At 72.2% G+C, this 16,825-nt stretch carries 15 protein-coding genes and 1 pseudogene; 13 read left to right on the top strand and 3 right to left on the bottom strand.

Features of this window, described 5'->3' with window-relative positions:
* Nucleotides 1-13 precede the first annotated feature (13 nt).
* The 4 genes from AQI70_RS09890 to AQI70_RS09875 are packed head-to-tail and all read left to right on the top strand — an operon-like array spanning nucleotide 14 to nucleotide 3,721.
* Nucleotides 14-724 (top strand): hypothetical protein, encoded by a 711-nt coding sequence (locus tag AQI70_RS09890; protein ID WP_062146644.1) that lies wholly within the window; start codon nucleotides 14-16, stop codon nucleotides 722-724.
* The gene (locus AQI70_RS09885; protein ID WP_062146642.1) at nucleotides 721-1,725 is read left to right on the top strand and encodes a DUF6895 family protein; all 1,005 of its coding nucleotides are present in this window, start codon (nucleotides 721-723) and stop codon (nucleotides 1,723-1,725) included. The genes AQI70_RS09890 and AQI70_RS09885 overlap by 4 nt, the downstream gene beginning before the upstream one ends.
* Complete coding sequence (locus AQI70_RS09880) at nucleotides 1,722-2,642, top strand: DUF6895 family protein (RefSeq protein ID WP_062146640.1); 921 nt, start codon at nucleotides 1,722-1,724, stop codon at nucleotides 2,640-2,642. Before AQI70_RS09885 ends, AQI70_RS09880 begins: the two co-directional genes overlap by 4 nt.
* Nucleotides 2,639-3,721 carry a serine hydrolase domain-containing protein gene (locus tag AQI70_RS09875; RefSeq protein ID WP_062146638.1) on the top strand — a complete coding sequence of 361 codons (1,083 nt, stop codon included), beginning with the start codon at nucleotides 2,639-2,641 and terminating at the stop codon, nucleotides 3,719-3,721. The genes AQI70_RS09880 and AQI70_RS09875 overlap by 4 nt, the downstream gene beginning before the upstream one ends.
* Nucleotides 3,722-3,792: 71 nt before the next feature.
* Here AQI70_RS09875 and AQI70_RS09870 read toward each other — a convergent pair whose 3' ends face one another.
* Entirely contained in the window at nucleotides 3,793-5,169 is a 1,377-nt protein-coding gene (locus AQI70_RS09870; protein WP_062146637.1) for an alpha-lytic protease prodomain-containing protein, read from the bottom strand.
* Nucleotides 5,170-5,665: 496 nt separating this feature from the next.
* On the opposite strand from AQI70_RS09870, the gene AQI70_RS09865 reads away from it, so the two are divergent.
* From AQI70_RS09865 to AQI70_RS09830, 8 genes and pseudogenes are all read left to right on the top strand, one after another.
* The gene (locus AQI70_RS09865) at nucleotides 5,666-6,115 is read left to right on the top strand and encodes a Fur family transcriptional regulator (protein ID WP_003995960.1); all 450 of its coding nucleotides are present in this window, start codon (nucleotides 5,666-5,668) and stop codon (nucleotides 6,113-6,115) included.
* A gap of 24 nt (nucleotides 6,116-6,139) precedes the next feature.
* On the top strand, nucleotides 6,140-8,362 hold the full coding sequence (gene katG / locus AQI70_RS09860; RefSeq protein WP_062146635.1) for a catalase/peroxidase HPI: 2,223 nt from the start codon (nucleotides 6,140-6,142) through the stop codon (nucleotides 8,360-8,362).
* A gap of 193 nt (nucleotides 8,363-8,555) precedes the next feature.
* Complete coding sequence (locus AQI70_RS09855; RefSeq protein WP_062146633.1) at nucleotides 8,556-9,662, top strand: NAD(P)/FAD-dependent oxidoreductase; 1,107 nt, start codon at nucleotides 8,556-8,558, stop codon at nucleotides 9,660-9,662.
* Nucleotides 9,663-10,018: 356 nt separating this feature from the next.
* Nucleotides 10,019-10,789, top strand: coding sequence for a hypothetical protein (locus tag AQI70_RS09850; protein WP_167358897.1), 771 nt, complete (start codon nucleotides 10,019-10,021; stop codon nucleotides 10,787-10,789).
* On the top strand, nucleotides 10,786-11,070 hold the full coding sequence (locus tag AQI70_RS09845; protein WP_062146629.1) for a BON domain-containing protein: 285 nt from the start codon (nucleotides 10,786-10,788) through the stop codon (nucleotides 11,068-11,070). Before AQI70_RS09850 ends, AQI70_RS09845 begins: the two co-directional genes overlap by 4 nt.
* Nucleotides 11,067-11,831 carry a metallophosphoesterase family protein gene (locus tag AQI70_RS09840; RefSeq protein ID WP_062146627.1) on the top strand — a complete coding sequence of 255 codons (765 nt, stop codon included), beginning with the start codon at nucleotides 11,067-11,069 and terminating at the stop codon, nucleotides 11,829-11,831. Before AQI70_RS09845 ends, AQI70_RS09840 begins: the two co-directional genes overlap by 4 nt.
* Before the next feature lie 50 nt (nucleotides 11,832-11,881).
* A pseudogene (locus tag AQI70_RS09835) lies at nucleotides 11,882-12,199 on the top strand (hypothetical protein); the annotation flags it as partial.
* A gap of 120 nt (nucleotides 12,200-12,319) precedes the next feature.
* Entirely contained in the window at nucleotides 12,320-12,847 is a 528-nt protein-coding gene (locus AQI70_RS09830) for a hypothetical protein (RefSeq protein ID WP_062148219.1), read from the top strand.
* Nucleotides 12,848-13,272: 425 nt separating this feature from the next.
* Here the strand turns inward: AQI70_RS09830 and AQI70_RS09825 are convergent, their stop codons facing one another.
* Nucleotides 13,273-14,535: an MFS transporter gene (locus AQI70_RS09825; protein ID WP_062146625.1), complete on the bottom strand. Its 1,263-nt coding sequence runs from the start codon at nucleotides 14,533-14,535 to the stop codon at nucleotides 13,273-13,275.
* Between the two features lie 367 nt (nucleotides 14,536-14,902).
* Nucleotides 14,903-15,466: a hemerythrin domain-containing protein gene (locus tag AQI70_RS09820; RefSeq protein ID WP_062146623.1), complete on the bottom strand. Its 564-nt coding sequence runs from the start codon at nucleotides 15,464-15,466 to the stop codon at nucleotides 14,903-14,905.
* A gap of 358 nt (nucleotides 15,467-15,824) precedes the next feature.
* Here AQI70_RS09820 and AQI70_RS09815 point away from each other — a divergent pair, with 358 nt between their 5' ends.
* Nucleotides 15,825-16,811: an NAD-dependent epimerase/dehydratase family protein gene (locus AQI70_RS09815; RefSeq protein ID WP_062146621.1), complete on the top strand. Its 987-nt coding sequence runs from the start codon at nucleotides 15,825-15,827 to the stop codon at nucleotides 16,809-16,811.
* Nucleotides 16,812-16,825 lie beyond the last annotated feature (14 nt).

The raw sequence follows: 16,825 nt of genomic DNA, 5'->3' as shown, positions 1-16,825 counted from the left end.
ACGGGAGCGGCTGATGGAGCAGTCAGGCACTTCGGCTCTCTTGCAGGGCGCGGTGCAGGACCTTGCGTCCGACGTGGTCTCCGCCCTTCGTGGCGGAGACCACGTGCGCTTGTCCGGCACGGGAGCGGTGGACGACCCGGAGGGCAGCCTCGCCCTCGCGGCCGTACGGGTGTTGGGAGCGGACACGCTGCTGCCGCACGTGCTCTTCCCCGTCCCCCCGGCCCCGGAGGCGCTCACCGCGTTCCGGGCGACGGTGGAGGCGTTCCCGCCCCGCGCCGACGCGGGCCCCACCGTCAAGTGGAGCCACTGGGGCATGAGTCGCACCTTGGCGCGGCTCGACCCGCCCTTCACCGGCTCGCCCGCCGTGCAGGAGGCCGCGGAACCCGACGCCGGTTGGCTCGACGAGGCGACCTGGCAGGTGCTGACGCACCAGCTCGCGGTCCTCGCCCCGCTCGCCGTGCCCGGCGAGGACTGCGCGGTGGCCCGTGCGGCTCGGCGCCGCCCGGTCGACGTGGCCCGCGGCTTCGTACGGGCGGTGCGCCGCAGGGACTGGCAGCAGGCAGCCGGAGCCGGACGCTGGCTCACCCTGCTCCCCGAGGTGCCCGAGACCCTAGGGCTTGAGGCGGGCCTCGACTTCGTGGAGCTGATGGGCGGCAGTGACCCGCGTGTGGCCCTGCAGGTGCAGGCGGCCCGGGTCATGCGGGCGGCCGGAGCGTTCGTATGACGGCCATGGGCGTCAGGGAGATCCGGGAGGTGGGGGCCGCCGCGTTCGCCTGGCTGTCTGCGCACCGCGGCGACTTCGCCCTGGGCGAGGAGGCGCTCACCGCGGACGGCCACGTGGACACCAGCTGGAAACCGCTCGGGGAACTGGCCCAGACCTGCACGAGCGTTCGCGCGCACACCCCGCCGTCGGACCCGCTGTACGCCTGCGCGTCCGACCTGCTGCGGTTCGCCTGGCAGCAGACCGGCCGGGGCGAACTCCTCCTCCGGCTCCAGCGGCTGGAGCCCTTCGCCACCTACCCCCTGGAGATCTACTCCGTCTTCGCCGCGGCCGGGCTCAGGCACCCCGGGTACGAGGCCGCGGCCGCCACGACGGCCCGCACCCGCGGCTGGCGCCTCACCGAGCAGGAACCGACCCGCCGGCTCGGCGTCCTGCGCGCCGAGCGGCGCAGCGGCATCCACCGGCCGGAGCAGGCCGCGCAGGCACTGCGGCGCACCTGGCTGGGCGGGCTGCCGGAACCATGGACGTTCGAGCGCTCCTCGGGATACGCGCTCACCCACGTCGTCTTCCACCTCACCGACTGGGGCCGCACCCCCGCCGGCGTCCCCGCGGACCTGGCCGCCTACCTGGCCCACTGGCTGCCGCCCTGGCTCGACACCTGCCTGGACGCCGGGATGTGGGACCTGAGCTGCGAACTGCTGATCGTGGCGGCGAGCCTGCCGGACCCGCCCGACCCCGCCGCCCTGCAGGACGCGTGGACGCGCATCGCCCGCGCGCAGTACGACTCCGGCGCGCTCCCGGAGCAGGCCCCACAGGACGCTGCCGGAGCGGACGAGGAGCCGGACTTCCTGCGGTGCTACCACTCCACCCTGATGGCCGCCTTCGCGGCGGCACAGACCGTCAACCGCCTCACCGGCGAGCGCGACGGCACCGGCGGCGACGGCCGCGGACCGCACCTGGACGGCATACACAACCGGTACGGCGGACAAGGAGTGCCCGGATGACCGACACCCGTCTGATGCACACCGTCGGCGTCCGCGCCCTGGAATGGCTGTGGTCCCATCGCGACGGATTCCGCCTGGAGCCCGACGTCGATCCGGAGGTCGGCTTCCTGGAGCGCTTCAAACCGATCGGCGAACTGGCCCTGATCTGCCAGGTGTTGTTCCGCGAAGGGGTGGCCGGATCACGGCAGGCCGACCTGGCGCGCCGGCTGCTGGACCACACCTGGCGGCACACCCTGGACGGCGGCCGCATGCTGGTGCGCGGCCAGCGCATCGAGCCGCTCTCGCCCATCCCGTTCGAGGTGTACCTGCCGTACAAGGAAATGGGGTACAGCGAACCCGAGGTGGAGCGTGCCACCGTCCTCTACCACCGGCTGAGGAGTTGGTCGGCCCTCGAACTGGACCCGACCCGGCGCCTCGGACTGGCCGCGTTCCAGCGCCGCTTCGGCCTGACGCCCCACCCGCCCGAGGCGGACCTCGTCGGCCCGACCTGGCTGGCCCGCACACCCGAGCCCTGGACGGTCAGCGGGCACATCGCCTACGACGTCACCCACGCGGTGTTCCACCTCACCGACTGGGGAGAGCGCCCCGACGGCCTGCCGCCGGACATCGCCGACTACCTCGCCACCTGGCTGCCGGTCTGGATCGACGACTGGCTGGACCTGAAGCGCTGGGACCTGCTCGGCGAACTCCTCGTCGTCGATGCCTGCCTGCCCCGCCCCACCCTGGACGAACGGGCCTGGGAGGGCTTCGCCGCCGCGCAGCAGCCCGACGGCGCCATGCCCGCCGTGCGGACCATGCCCGAGGGCGAGCCCGACGAGGTGTTCGACATCGTCTACCACCCGACGCTCGTCGCCGCCTTCGCCTCGGTGCTGGCCACCTCCCGCGCCCTCAGCGCGTTGACGCACGCCACCTCATGACCGGCCGGTCCACGCCCTGGCCGGGCGACCTGGCCGACGACACGGAACAGGCCGGTGCGGACGGCGTCCCCGGCCCGGACGAGACGCTGCGGGAGCGGCTGGAGCGTGCCGTCGACGCCGTCGACGCGCCCGACGTCGTGTTCGCCGTCTCGCGGTCGGGCTGCCGCACCCTGATATGCGGTGGCACCGCCCCGCCCCCGCCGGTCCCCCGGGGGGACCTGCGCTACGAGATAGGTTCGGCCTCCAAGACCTTCACCGGACTGCTGCTGGCCCAGCTCATCCAGCGCGGCCTGCTCTCCGGGGGCGAACCGGCCGCCGCCTGCCTGGACCCGGGGCGGCGAACCGGCGCGGACCCCGTGACACTCGCCCACCTCATCACGCACACGGCCGGACTGCCCGCCCTGCCCGCCGACTTCTACCTACGGGCGCTGCCCGCCTGGCGTACCAACCCCTACGGCCGCTATCCCGCCGAGGCCGTGACCGACGCCTTCCTGCGCCGGCGCCCCCGGCAGCGGCCCGGCACCCGGTGGTACTACTCCAACTTCGGCGTCGCCGTACTCGGCCACGCCATCGCCGCGGCCACCGGCACGGCATGGGAGGAACTGCTCGGCGCACACGTCCTGCGACCGCTCGGCCTGACCGGCACCGCCCTGCGGGCGGAGGACCCCAAGACCGACGCCGTCGGGCACGGCAAGGACGGTCGCACGCCCACCCCCGCCTTCGACGCCGGCGGCTTCCAGGCGGCGGGTGCGCTCCGCGCCACCCCGCACGACCTGCTGACCTTCCTCGAAGCCCACCTCGACCCGGCCGCCTCCCCGCTGCCCGGCGCACTGCGGGCGGTGCGTACACCCGTGCTCCGGCGCGGCCTCGGACACCGGCACGTCCACACGGTGACGTGGTTCAGGCACCCCACGAACGGCGGACCGATGTACTTCCACAGCGGGGCGACCCTCGGCCAGCAGGCCTTCCTGGGCTTCCGCCCCGACACGGGCACCGCCCTGGTCGGGCTCTGCACGCGCCGTTTCCGCGCCCGTGACTCCTTCGTCCCCACCGCGTACGCGCTGCTCGCGGGGGAGTGACGGAAAAGGGAAGCAGGGGAGCGGCCGGTGCGGGAACCGGGCCCCGCACCGGAGGAGTCGTACGACGACTGCTACAACCGCTGCCATAGGGCCGGAGTGGAGCCCGGCGACCACGCACCCTGGGCCTGGTGGCTCTGCAGGCACTGGTAACGCACGCCCGAGTGGGTCACCGTGGCACCGACCTCGTAGACCCGGCCCGCGGCCCATGCCTGTGCCGCCCCGTTGTCCTCCGGGGCGGGCGTGCCCGCCTGGTCGGACGCGGTCTTCAGCACGAGGCCGAAGTCGCTGAGGATCGGGTTGATCGGCTGGAAGAAGGTGGTCCCGCCGTCCGTGCAGTCACCGGAGCCACCGGAGGTCACACCCTGTGCCTGGGAGCCGGAGACGTACGGGCCGCCGGAGTCACCCGGCTCGGCGCACACCGTCGTCTCGGTCACGCCGTCGACGGTGCCCTCGGAGTAGCTGACACTCGTGTCGTGCTGCTTGATGGTGCCGCAGTGCCATCCGGTGGTGGAGCCGGAACGGCAGATCGACGCCCCGACGAGCGCCTGGACCGAGCCGGTGATCTGCGTCCGCTTGCCGTCCTCCCCGTCCACGTCGGGCGTGGCGGTCCAGCTGCTGTTGACGGACACCCAGGCCATGTCCTTCCCCGGGAACGTGGAGGCCTGGAACGAGCCCTGTTCGGCCATGTTGGCGCCGGCGGTGTTGTCCCCCTGGCTGCCGCAGTGGCCCGCCGTGGCGAAGCCCTGCTGCTGGTCCTTGGTGACGGAGAACCCGATCGAACAGCGGGCGGAGCTCTCGATGTAGTAGGCGTCGCCCCCGATGAGGTCCTCCAGCAGCCGTGGCCGTACCGTCGACACACGCACGCCCACGCCCTTGCTCTCGACGCCGGCGGCCTCGATGAAGGCGGTGGCGGCCGACCGCTGGGTCGCCTGGACGACGACCCGGTTCGCCGGAACGTCGACGTACCAGACCGGCGTGTTGCGTGCCCCGATGCGAGCGGCGGCCCGGTCCAGCTTCTTCTTGACGGCCTGGAGCTCGCTCAGCGGGCGCTTGACGACCGCGGCCTTCGCGCCCTGGGCGCGGATGGCGGACACGTCGGCGGCACGCGTGGTCGCGACGGTCAGCTCGGCGGAGGTCGCCCCGCGCACCCAGGCTCCCGCGAAGCGCTGGCCCAGGGCGTTGCGGAGACGGCCGGCACGCACGCCCGCCTCGGCCTCGTTGACCAACCGCTCGGCCGCCTGGCCCGGCTTGAGCTTGAGGTCACGTTCCAGGGCGCGCAGCAGCGCCGCGGGCGGCCGGTCGGCACCGACCGTCTGCGCGGCGTCGGACGCGGGCGCGGGTTTGGGTGGCGGCGCGGCCGCCGCTGCCGCGGTGACCCCGGTGAGGACGAGGGTGCCGAGGGCGGTCAGGGCGATGCGGCGACCAGCCGCGGTATGTCTTCCGAGCATGCGATGTACCTCCGTCGAATACGGATGGGATTGCGACCATGTCCAGGCCTTGACGGAACGGCGTGAATCGATGTCAGAAGAGATGATTTTTCGCGCGTTGGGGGGCGCCCGAGAGATGGCGCTCCTTGCGTCGGCGGACGGCATCGAGGCACGTCCAGGGGCGAACGGCACGCAAGGCCGGTGGGTCCCGGGTGGTCGCCCCTCACGCACGCCGGCATCGGATCCGGGCGATCCGGCACACGTGTCCGCGCCCGGGCCCCGTCGCGCGGTGGCGCCGGCCCGGGAGAACGGATCACGCATGCTAAACGGGCAAAGTGCCTGAAATCGCCATGGCTTGCGGAGTGATCACACGAGAGGCGGTACGTGAGCTGCGCCCCGGCCGTGACGTGCGCGAGCCGCCCTCGCGGGAGGCCGGCTCCCGTCCCCGGCGTCACTCACCAAACTTTCATCATTCGTTTTCTTGAATCATTCGTGTTTATGCCGGTAGGTTGGCGCCATGACCGCATCCCAGACTCCTGCCCCCGCCGAGGAGCTGCGCGGTGCCGGCCTGCGGGTGACCGCGGCGCGTGTAGCGCTGCTGGAGACCGTCCGGGCCGGTGACCACCTCGGCGTCGAGGCCATCGCCTCCGGAGTGCGTGATCGCGTAGGTCATGTCTCGCTTCAAGCCGTGTACGAGGGCCTCCACGCACTCACCGCGGCGGGACTCGTGCGCCGTATCGAACCGGCCGGCAGCCCGGCCCGGTACGAGGGGCGCGTCGGTGACAACCACCACCACGTCGTCTGCCGGTCGTGCGGTGCCGTCGCCGACGTCGACTGCGAGGTCGGCGAAGCGCCCTGCCTGACCGCGTCCGACGACCACGGCTTCGCCATCGACGAGGCCGAGGTCATCTACTGGGGCCTGTGCCCCGACTGTTCCACCGCCAACAGCGCACCCCGAGCGCTGTGATCCACCTAGTCCGGAAGGTTTCCCATGGCTGAGAACCCCGATGCGATCGTCACTGACGCGAAGACGGAGGGCACCGGTGGCTGCCCCGTCGCGCACGGTCGCGCCGCGCACCCGACGCAGGGCGGCGGCAACCGTCAGTGGTGGCCGGAGCGGCTCAACCTGAAGATCCTCGCCAAGAACCCCGAGGTGGCCAACCCCCTCGGTGAGGAGTTCGACTACGCCGAGGCGTTCAAGGCCCTCGATCTCGCGGCCGTGAAACGGGACATCGCCGAGGTACTGACCAGCTCGCAGGACTGGTGGCCCGCCGACTTCGGCAACTACGGCCCGCTGATGATCCGTATGGCCTGGCACAGCGCGGGCACCTACCGCATCAGCGACGGCCGCGGCGGCGCCGGCGCCGGCCAGCAGCGCTTCGCCCCGCTCAACAGCTGGCCGGACAACGGCAACCTCGACAAGGCCCGCCGTCTGCTGTGGCCGGTGAAGAAGAAGTACGGCCAGTCCATCTCCTGGGCCGACCTCATGATCCTCACCGGCAACGTCGCCCTGGAGCAGATGGGCTTCAAGACCTTCGGCTTCGCCGGCGGTCGCGAGGACGTCTGGGAGGCGGAGGAGGACGTCTACTGGGGTCCCGAGACCACCTGGCTGGACGACCAGCGCTACTCCGGCGACCGTGAGCTGGAGAACCCGCTCGGCGCGGTCCAGATGGGTCTGATCTACGTCAACCCGGAGGGCCCGAACGGCAACCCGGACCCGATCGCCGCGGCCCGCGACATCCGTGAAACGTTCCGCCGCATGGCGATGAACGACGAGGAGACCGTCGCCCTGATCGCCGGTGGCCACACCTTCGGCAAGACCCACGGCGCCGGCCCGGCCGACCACGTGGGCGCCGACCCCGAGGCCGCCACCATGGAGGAGCAGGGCCTGGGCTGGAAGAGCACCTACGGCACCGGCAAGGGCGCGGACGCCATCACCTCCGGCCTGGAGGTCACCTGGACCACCACGCCGACCCAGTGGAGCAACGGGTTCTTCAAGAACCTCTTCGAGTACGAGTACGAGCTGGAGCAGAGCCCGGCCGGCGCCCACCAGTGGGTGGCCAAGGACGCCCCGGAGATCGTCCCGGACGCGCACGACCCGTCGAAGAAGCACCGCCCGAAGATGCTGACCACCGACCTGTCGCTGCGCTTCGACCCGATCTACGAGCAGATCTCGCGCCGGTTCTACGAGAACCCGGACGAGTTCGCGGACGCCTTCGCCCGCGCCTGGTACAAGCTGACCCACCGTGACATGGGCCCGAAGTCGCTGTACCTCGGCCCGGAGGTCCCGGAGGAGACCCTGCTGTGGCAGGACCCGCTGCCCGAGGCCGAGGGCGAGGCCATCGACGCCGAGGACATCGCGGCCCTCAAGGCCAAGCTCCTCGACTCCGGTCTGACCGTCTCGCAGCTGGTCTCCACCGCCTGGGCGTCGGCCTCGACGTTCCGCGGCAGCGACAAGCGCGGCGGTGCCAACGGCGCCCGCATCCGCCTGGAGCCGCAGCGCAACTGGGAGGTCAACGACCCCGACCAGCTGGCCCTGGTGCTGCGCACCCTGGAGAACATCCAGCAGGAGTTCAACGCGAACTCCGGCGCCAAGAAGGTCTCGCTGGCCGACCTGATCGTGCTCGGCGGTTCCGCGGCCGTGGAGAAGGCCGCCAAGGACGCCGGCTTCGACGTCGAGGTGCCGTTCGCCCCGGGCCGGGTCGACGCCACCGAGGAGCACACGGACGCGGAGTCCTTCGCCGCGCTGGAGCCGACCGCCGACGGGTTCCGCAACTACCTCGGCAAGGGCAACCGCCTGCCGGCCGAGTACCTGCTGCTCGACCGCGCCAACCTGCTCACGCTGAGCGCGCCCGAGATGACGGTCCTCGTCGGTGGCCTGCGCGTCCTGGGCGCCAACCACCAGCAGTCGCAGCTGGGTGCCCTCACCAAGACCCCGGGCGCGCTGACCAACGACTTCTTCGTCAACCTGCTCGACCTGGGCACGACCTGGAAGTCGACGTCCGAGGACCAGACCACGTTCGAGGGCCGTGACGCCGCCACGGGCGAGCTGAAGTGGGCCGGCAGCCGTGCCGACCTCGTCTTCGGCTCCAACTCCGAGCTGCGCGCGCTCGCGGAGGTCTACGCGAGCGACGACGCCAAGGAGAAGTTCGTGACGGACTTCGTCGAGGCGTGGGTCAAGGTCATGAACCTGGACCGGTTCGACCTCGTCTGATCGCCGACCGCCTGACGTCCAGGCCGGCCCCGCACCGGGTCGGCCTGGACGTCGTCGTATGCGGGCGGGGCGCTCGCACCTCACATGCCGCAGTTTTCACACAACGCACACCAGGCCCCATCAGTCTCTTTAAGTTTCAAGAGCTACGCTTCGCCTCTCTCTGGTCCTTCCCCCACAGCACAGGAGACTCGGCGTGCTCGACGGCGACGTAGTGGTGATCGGCGGCGGCTATGCGGGCGTCCGTCTCGCGAAGCGACTGGACACGACGGCGCGGGTCACGCTGGTGGACCGCAAGGAGGTCTTCTTCCACCGCATCGCCTCCCTGCGCGCCGGGGTGCGTCCGGAGTGGTCGGCCACCCCGTTCATTCCGTACGACCGGCTGCTGCGCAACGGCCGCGTGGCCGTGGGCAAGGCGGTCCGCATCGACACCACCGCGCGGGAGGTGGCGCTGGCGACGGGGGAGCGGCTCCGCTACGACGTGCTGGTGATCGCCACCGGCGCCGACTATCCGGAACCGGCCCGCTTCACCGGCACCACCGCCGAGGAGGCGGCGAAGTCCTTCGCCACGCACCAGCAGCACATCGCCGCCGCCGAGCACATCCTGGTCGTCGGCGGCGGGCCCTCCGGGGTCGAGCTCAGTGCCGAGATCCGTCTCGCCCGGCCCGACGCCCGGGTCACGCTCGCCCACTCCGGACCGGAGCTGCTGCACTCCACGGGCAGCGCACGGGCCGGGCGCAAGGCGCGGGCCTGGCTGGAGTCCCACGACGTGGAGGTGCGGCTCGACGCCTTCACGGCGCCGGGCAACGACTTCGGCACCTATCGCGACGCCCGCGGCGACATCATCGAGGCCGACCGCTCCTTCTGGGCGACCGGCACCACGCCCAACACGCTCTGGCTGCGCCTGGCCGGACACGGGGACTGGCTGAACGCGGCGGGGCACGTGAAGGTCGACCAGGCACTGCGGGTCCAGGGGTGGCTCGACGTCTTCGCGGTCGGCGACGTGAACGACGCCACCGAGCTCAAGATCACGCCCGCCGCGCTCGCCCAGGCGGACCTGGCCGCCCACAACATCCGCGCCTACCTCAACAGCGGAGGCAAGCACCGCAAGGAGCCCCGCTTCTACCGGCCGATCCACCGCACCCCGCTCATCGTCCCGTTCGGCCCGGCCGACGGAGTGACCCTGCTGCCCGTGCCGGGTGGTGAGACGGCGGTCCTCGGCAGCCGCACCACCACCCTCGCCAAGGCCAAGACCCTCATGACCCCCTATATGAGACGCCAGCTCGGCTACACGGCGGCGTGAGCGATCCCGGGCAGCGATCTCCAGTTCCTTCGTCAACAGGACGCCGGCGGAGGCGGGTTGACCGTAGGGGCTGAACGGGCCCTCGAAGGTGGCCGGGGTCGACGCCGTCCGCTCGGTCGCGGCCGGACCGCGCGGGAGTGACCGCGCCGCCGGCACCCCGCGCGACGCTCCCGACCGCGCAGGACCGGATCCTCACACCCGAACGCCGGCAGCGACGCCGGAGCCCGGGCCGGACGAACCGTGGCGAAGACGTGTCGTATCGAAATCGCGGGTGCCGGGTACTCGGAGGCTTTCGAGCCCGCCCAGGGTCCCGGCAGGGACCTGCGCCGGACGGCCGGATGGCGAATGGAGTCGTCATGACGCAGAACCGGGAGAGTGTGACGCCCGCGCGGCGACCCGGCGTTCCCGAGCTGCGCCCGGTAGGGGAGAGCCCGGTCCAGCCGCCGATGCAGGAGCCGCCGATGCAGGAGCCTCCGCTGCACGAGTCGGCGCTGCAGGAGCCGCCGCTGCAGGAGTCGGCGCCGCAGGAGTCGCCGCCGCGCACCAACCAGGACCTGCCCCGCGATCGCAGCCAGGCGATCCTTGAGGCGGCGAAGCAGATCGGCGCGCTCCTGAAACGCACGGGCCACCAGTTCGCCCTGGCCGGCAGCGTGGCCGTCTACGCCCACGGCGGCAGCGGCCATCTCCAGCACGACGCCGACTTCTGCATCCGCCGCTCCGACGCGCAAGCGGTGGCCGGCACACTGACCGAAGCCGGCCTCACGGTCCGTACGCCCCCCGAGGACTGGCTGATCAAGACGACGTGCTTCGGCCAGGACGTCGACATCCTCTTCGAGCTGGCCCACCGGCCGGTCACCACGGACATCCTGGCCCGGGCGCACGACCTGCCGGTCGACTCGGTGCGCATGCCCGTCCTGGCGCCGACCGACCTCATGCGCGCGCTGATCGAGCCCTTCTCGGAGCACTACTGCGACTTCGGGCCGGTGCTCGCCGCGGCCCGCGCCCTGCGCGAGAAGGTCGACTGGGAGGACGTACGGCGCTCCTGCGGGGACGAGCCGATGCCCGCCGCGTTCTTCTTCCTCCTCGAACGCCTGAACGTGATCGCCCCACGGGAGGAGTCCCGATGAGCCGCTACGGCGCACACCCGGCTCCCGGCGCCGGCGGAGCGAGCCTGGACTACCGGGTGGCCCATCTCGCCGACCACCTGGCCGCCGGGGACCTCGGCGAGCTGGGCGTGCGGATCGAGATCCGCGGCGAGGCGGTCCTGCTGACCGGCACCGTGCCGTCCGCGCAGTGCCGTGACGATGTCCTGCGCCTGGCCCGCCAGGAGCTGCCGGGAACCCTCGTCCACAGCGACATCATGGTCGCGGACACCTCCGCGCCCGACCACGCCGAGGAGGTCGAATGATCCGGATAGCGGCCGTCGGGGACATCCACATGGGACCCGAGAGCAAGGGCTCGCTCCGCCCCTCGTTCGAGACCCTGCCCGACTGCGCCGACGTCCTGCTCCTCGCCGGGGACCTCACCCGCCACGGCACCCCGGAGGAGGCCCGGGTGGTCGCGCGCGAGATCGAGGGCCTGGCGGTCCCGGTGGTGGCGGTGCTGGGCAACCACGATCACCACGCCGATCTCGCCGACGAGGTCGCCGCCGTGCTGCGGGACGCGGGCGTGCGAGTCCTGGAGGGGCAGGCGACCGTCGTGGGCAACGGTGACGCGCGCATCGGCGTGGCCGGTACGAAGGGGTTCGGCGGCGGATTCGTGGGGCGGTGCGCCGGGGAGTTCGGTGAGCCGATCATGAAGGAGTTCGTCAGGTACTCGCGCCGGCGCGCCGACACCCTGCGGGCCTCGCTGCAGGAACTGGAGGGTCAGGACTGCGACGTACGCATCGCTCTCACGCACTTCTCCCCGGTGCCGGACACGCTGGCCGGGGAGCCGCCCGAGATCTACCCCTTCCTCGGCAGCTATCTGCTGGCCGAGGCGATCGACACGGCGGGCGCCGACCTCGCGGTGCACGGGCACGCGCACCTGGGTACGGAGCACGGCATGACCAGCGGCGGTGTGAAGGTGCGCAACGTCGCGCAGCCGGTGATCGGCCGGGCCTTCCACGTCTACCACCTCGCGGGACCCGAGCGGGCGACGGCCGGCCCCCCGGACGACCGAGCGGGCTGAGCGGGGCGCCGACCGGTGGATCATGCTCGGACGGGTCCCGATAGGGCCGCATGTCCTCAGTACTGGTGGTCGGGTACGACCCGCAGGCGATATCCGGCGTCGACGGCAAGGCCCTTCGCGACGCTCTCGACGCGGAGCTGGCCCGGTTCGGCGAGCACGGCATCGACGCGGCCATGACGCTGGTCGTGTCGGACGGATCGGCCGAGTCCGCCCTCGTCACGTCACTGACCGAGCGTCCGTGGGACGTGGTCTTGATCGGCGGCGGGATCCGCTAGGCCGAGCAGCTGCTCCTGCTCTTCGAGCAGGTCGTGCACCCCGTCCGCCGGCACGCGCCGCAGGCCGCCATCGCGTTCCGGCCGTGCTTCGGATTGTCCCGGTGTGGGCGAGGCCACGTCGCTCACGAGGTCACAGGCATGTCCGCCGTCCGGCACGACGGGCTACCGTTTGAGGGATTCCCGTTCATCGCCAGTACCTCGGACGGCCCGGCAGTGCTCGCAGATCTCTCCCCGCTCATCGCCGCCACGACTCAGTGGCTGACGCGTTCCTACCCGGCGTGCGGCGGCGCGCTCGCCGCCGCCCTGGGCGAGGTGCAGGCCCGGCAGGCCGTCACGGTCGCGGCCTGGCTGCGCTATCCGACGCCGACGGACGCCGCCCTGGTCCAGATGGCCGGCCCCGGCGGCTCGGCAGGCCTGGACTGGATCACCGGCGCGGACGCGACCCCGCAGGACGAGGCGGACGACTTCGCCTGGCGCACCTGGGTGGACGAGGTCGTGGCGAGCTGGGCGGCCTGCCTGCTCACCGACGAGGAACTGGCCCGGCTGGCGGTCGCCGCGCTCGCCGACGGCGGCCACTCGACCGGCGCACCGATCGCGTTCCGGCGCCTGGTGTCCCCCGACACCCGTGACCGCCAGGCAGCGGCCCTGCTACGCCACCCCGACCTCCTCGCCCCCGTGGCCGCCCTGCACCGCACGGCGCTCCATGAGCGCTTGGATCCGGGGCAGGCTCTCATCGCCTGAGCCGGGGGGGGGAGTGGCCCGCTTTGTTTCGTGCGGCGTTCCGGGAGCGTCTCGGTCCGGCCAGGCCCTCATCGCTGGCCCCCGCGTTACGGCCGCCTTGCGCCGCAACTCATCGCCTGCGCCCGGTTACGGCCGCCCTGCACTCCGCTGAGCCCGATTACGGCAGCCCCGCGCTCCACGAGCGCCTCGACCCGGCCCAGGCCCTCATCGCTGGCCCCCGCGTTACGGCCGCCTTGCGCCGCAACTCATCGCCTGCGCCCGGTTACGGCCGCCCTGCACTCCGCTGAGCCCGATTACGGCAGCCCCGCGCTCCACGAGCGCCTCGACCCGGCCCAGGCCCTGTCCCCTGAGCCCCGCGTCACGGGCCGCCCGCCCCGCAGCGGCCGTACGCCCCGCACATACGGCTCGGCCGCCGCACCGCCCCGTCAGGCAGCCGTGCTCAGTGCCGCCCGGTCCGTGACGTCGCCGTCCTTCGTCGGCAGGGGCACCGGCGTCGGAGTCCGGCGGGTGCGCAGGGCGAGGCCCGTTCCGATCGCGCCCGCGATGATCAGGCCGCCCGTCACCAGGGCGCCGCGGGCCCCGGCCAGTTCCATGAGCAGGCCGAGGGCCGGCGGGCCGCCCAGGCCCCAGACCGTGCCGATGCTGCTCCACACGCCCAGCACACGTCCACGCAGGTGAGCGGGCGGGTCGGTCTGCAGTACGGAGGTTCCGGCGGTGTCCGAGACGGACTCCACGACGGCCATCGGGAGGACCAGGACCAGCAGCACCGCCAGCGAGGGGGACAGCCCGGCCGCCACCTGCAACAGACCGCCCGCGGCCGCCAGGGTGCCCACGAGCCGGACGGAGGGCCGCCGCAGCCGGGCGCCGAGGACCGCGCCCAGGATGCCGCCCACGGCGAGAACCGTGGAGACCGTGCCGAAGGAGCCCGCGCCGCCCGCGAGCGGTCCGGTGACGAGCACCGCCAGGGTGAGGCCGTAGTTCCGGCCGAAGACCGAGCTGACGCCGGTGACCGCGGCGAGCGCGACCAGGCGGGGCCGGCGGGCGAAGAAGAGCAGGCCCTGGCGGACGGTCAGGTCGTGGCCCGGCTCGCCGCGCTCGCGCCCGCGAGCGGCACGCACCTGGGCGGCGTGGCGGACCGCGCCGGGCGCCGCACGCAGGAACGGGATGACCGAGGCCACGAAGAGGAACGACAGACCGTTCGCGGCGTACGCGGCGGCCGTACCGAGGAAGCCGACCGTCACACCGGCCAGGGCGGCCCCCACGAGCCGGCCCGCGTTGTGCACCAGCGCGCCGACACCGATCGCGGAGGGGACGTCCTCCACCGGGACGAGGTCGTTGCCCAGCAGGGCGCAGGCCGGCCCGTCGACGGTGGCGATCACGCCGGTCACGGCGGCCAGCACCATCAGGGACGTCATGTCCAGCTGGTCCAGCGCCACCAGCACGGCCGTGGTGAAGGCGACGGCGCCGAGCAGGGCCTGGCTGACGGCGGCCGTCAGCTTCAGGGGCCAGCGGTCCACGGCGGTGCCGCCCAGCAGGCTCATGAACAGGGCGGGAGCGGCCTGCACGGACATCGACAGACCCGTCGCCGCGGCCGAGCCGGTGATCTGGAGCACCAGCAGGTTCTGCACCGTGAGCTGCATCCACGTACCGGCGTTCGACAGGAAGTTGGCGACGGACCACCAGCGCATGCTGCGGTACCTCAGCGACCGCCACGGCGAGCGGGACGCGCCCTTGGACGGGACGGAGACGGTTTTCGGCGCAGGCGGGGGCAGGGCAGGGGTGGTGGAAGACACAGTGCGGTACTCGACAACCAGGAGGAGTCACAGGAGGGACCGGGGGGAACCGGAATCACCGGCTGCACTGCGCGGCGGTTCCACCGAGTCGGTCACGGCGCGGACCATCGTGACAGACGGGACCCCCGAGTCGACGACGCCTGCCCTGCCGCGCCGCCGTCCCGGGGGCCAACTGCCCGGAAAGCTCCCGTATTTGGGTGATCGAGTGTGGTTGCTCACAGCCCTCGGGCGGCCGGCCCGCACGGCCGTCCGCCCGGTGCGCTCAGTCCTTCTTGCCGCGTCCCGTCAGCGCGTCGCGCATACGGTCGACGAGGCCGGCTCCCGGGGCCAGCAGCTTGTTGGCCGGCGGCTTGTCCGGGGCGGACGGGTGCGGGCGGGTCGGCGCCATCTTCTTCGCCTGACGCACCTTGTCGCCCAGGTCGTCGAGGGTCTGAGCGGTACACGCCGCGCGCAGCTTGGGGAAGAGGTTCTGCTCCTCGTCGGCGATGTGCGAGCGGACCTCGCTCATCAGCATCCCGATGAGCCGGTCGAACTCGGGATCGTCGGCGTCGCACCCCTCCAGGTCCTTCATCATCCGCTCGGCCTTGGAGTGGTCGTCGATCTCCTTGTCGGCCATGGCGTCCCCGCCCGCCACGTGCTCCCGCACGGCCGGGTACAGGTACTCCTCCTCGGCCACCGAGTGCCTCACCAGCTCCATCGTGGCCTGGTCGGCGTAGACCTTGCGGTCCTTGGCCCCGGGCGGCAGCCCCTCGATCCGGCCGAAGAGCTCCTCGACCTCGCGGTGATCGGTCATCAGCTCGTCGATGACGTTCCCACCATGACCCATGTCCTTCACCTCCAGCCTTGGGCGGCGGTCCGGACGGATCCGCCGCGGCTCCGAGTGCCCGCGGTCGGCGCACTCACACGGGGAGTCGCGAGCATCTGCGAACCGGCGCATAGTGGGAATCAACGTGTGAAAACAACTGACCCGGGAACCCCGGTCTCTGCGTCGCCGGAGAACGGCGACCCGCCGAAGCGGCTCCGCCGCTCAGCGCAGTCAGCGACATGCTCTTTCACTCTCGCCCATAGCTCCGGAAAAGCTCGCGAAGCTTTCCGCATCCCCGAAAACCCCTCTTGTACCGCGCCGAACGGTGTGCCCAGGGCGTCGCTCCCTTGTGCCTGCGCGCGCGGACGAAGGAAGCCCCATGAACGCTGTCCCGACGTGCACATGGCACCGTGCCCTGGTGACCGGCGGCGCCGGTTTCCTGGGCAGCCATCTGTGCGAGCGCCTGCTGAATTCAGAGGTCGAAGTCGACTGCGCCGACAACCTGTCCTCCGGCGCGCGCGAGAACATCGCGCACCTTGAGGACCGGCGCGGATTCCGGTTCGTCGAGTGCGACGTCTCGGCACCGGACGCCCCACGGCGACTGCCGGGGCCGTACGACCTGGTCCTGCACTTCGCGTGCCCCGCGTCACCCGCCGACTACCTCCGGTTGCCCCTGGAGACGCTCGACGTCGGCAGCCTGGGCACGCGCAACATGCTGGCCGTCGCGGAGCGTGACGGGGCACGCTTCCTGCTCGCCTCGACGTCCGAGGTGTACGGCGATCCCCTGCGGCATCCACAGCGCGAGGACTACTGGGGCAACGTCAACCCGGTCGGTCCGCGCAGCGTGTACGACGAGTCCAAACGGTTCGCCGAGGCCCTGGTCACCGCCCATGTGCGCGAGAAGGACGCGAACGCGGGCATCGTCCGCCTGTTCAACACCTACGGACCGCGCATGCGCGCGCACGACGGGCGAGCCGTCCCCACGTTCGTCAGCCAGGCCCTGGCCGGTGAACCGCTGACCGTGGCGGGGGACGGCCGGCAGACACGGTCCCTGTGCTACGTGGACGACACGGTCGAGGGAGTCCTGCTGGTCGCGGCGAGCAACTCGGTCCGCCCCGTCAACATCGGCGGCAGCGACGAGGTCACGGTGGGCGAGATCGCCCGTCGCGTCGTCGAACTGACCGGCTCCTCCTCCCGCATCGTGTACGTCGACCGCCCGACCGACGACCCGCAGCGACGCCGCCCCGACACGGGCCTCGCGCGTGAACTGCTGGGCTGGACGCCCCGCGTGCCCTGGGAGGAAGGCATCAAGCAGACCATCGCCCACTTCGCCACGGCACAGTCCGCGGGCGACCCGGCCCCGTAGGCAGGACAGCCCCT

The organism is Streptomyces curacoi, assembly GCF_001513975.1.
Classification (GTDB): domain Bacteria; phylum Actinomycetota; class Actinomycetes; order Streptomycetales; family Streptomycetaceae; genus Streptomyces; species Streptomyces curacoi.
Note: the sequence above shows the minus strand (reverse complement) of the source record. Positions and strands in the feature narration are given on the sequence as shown.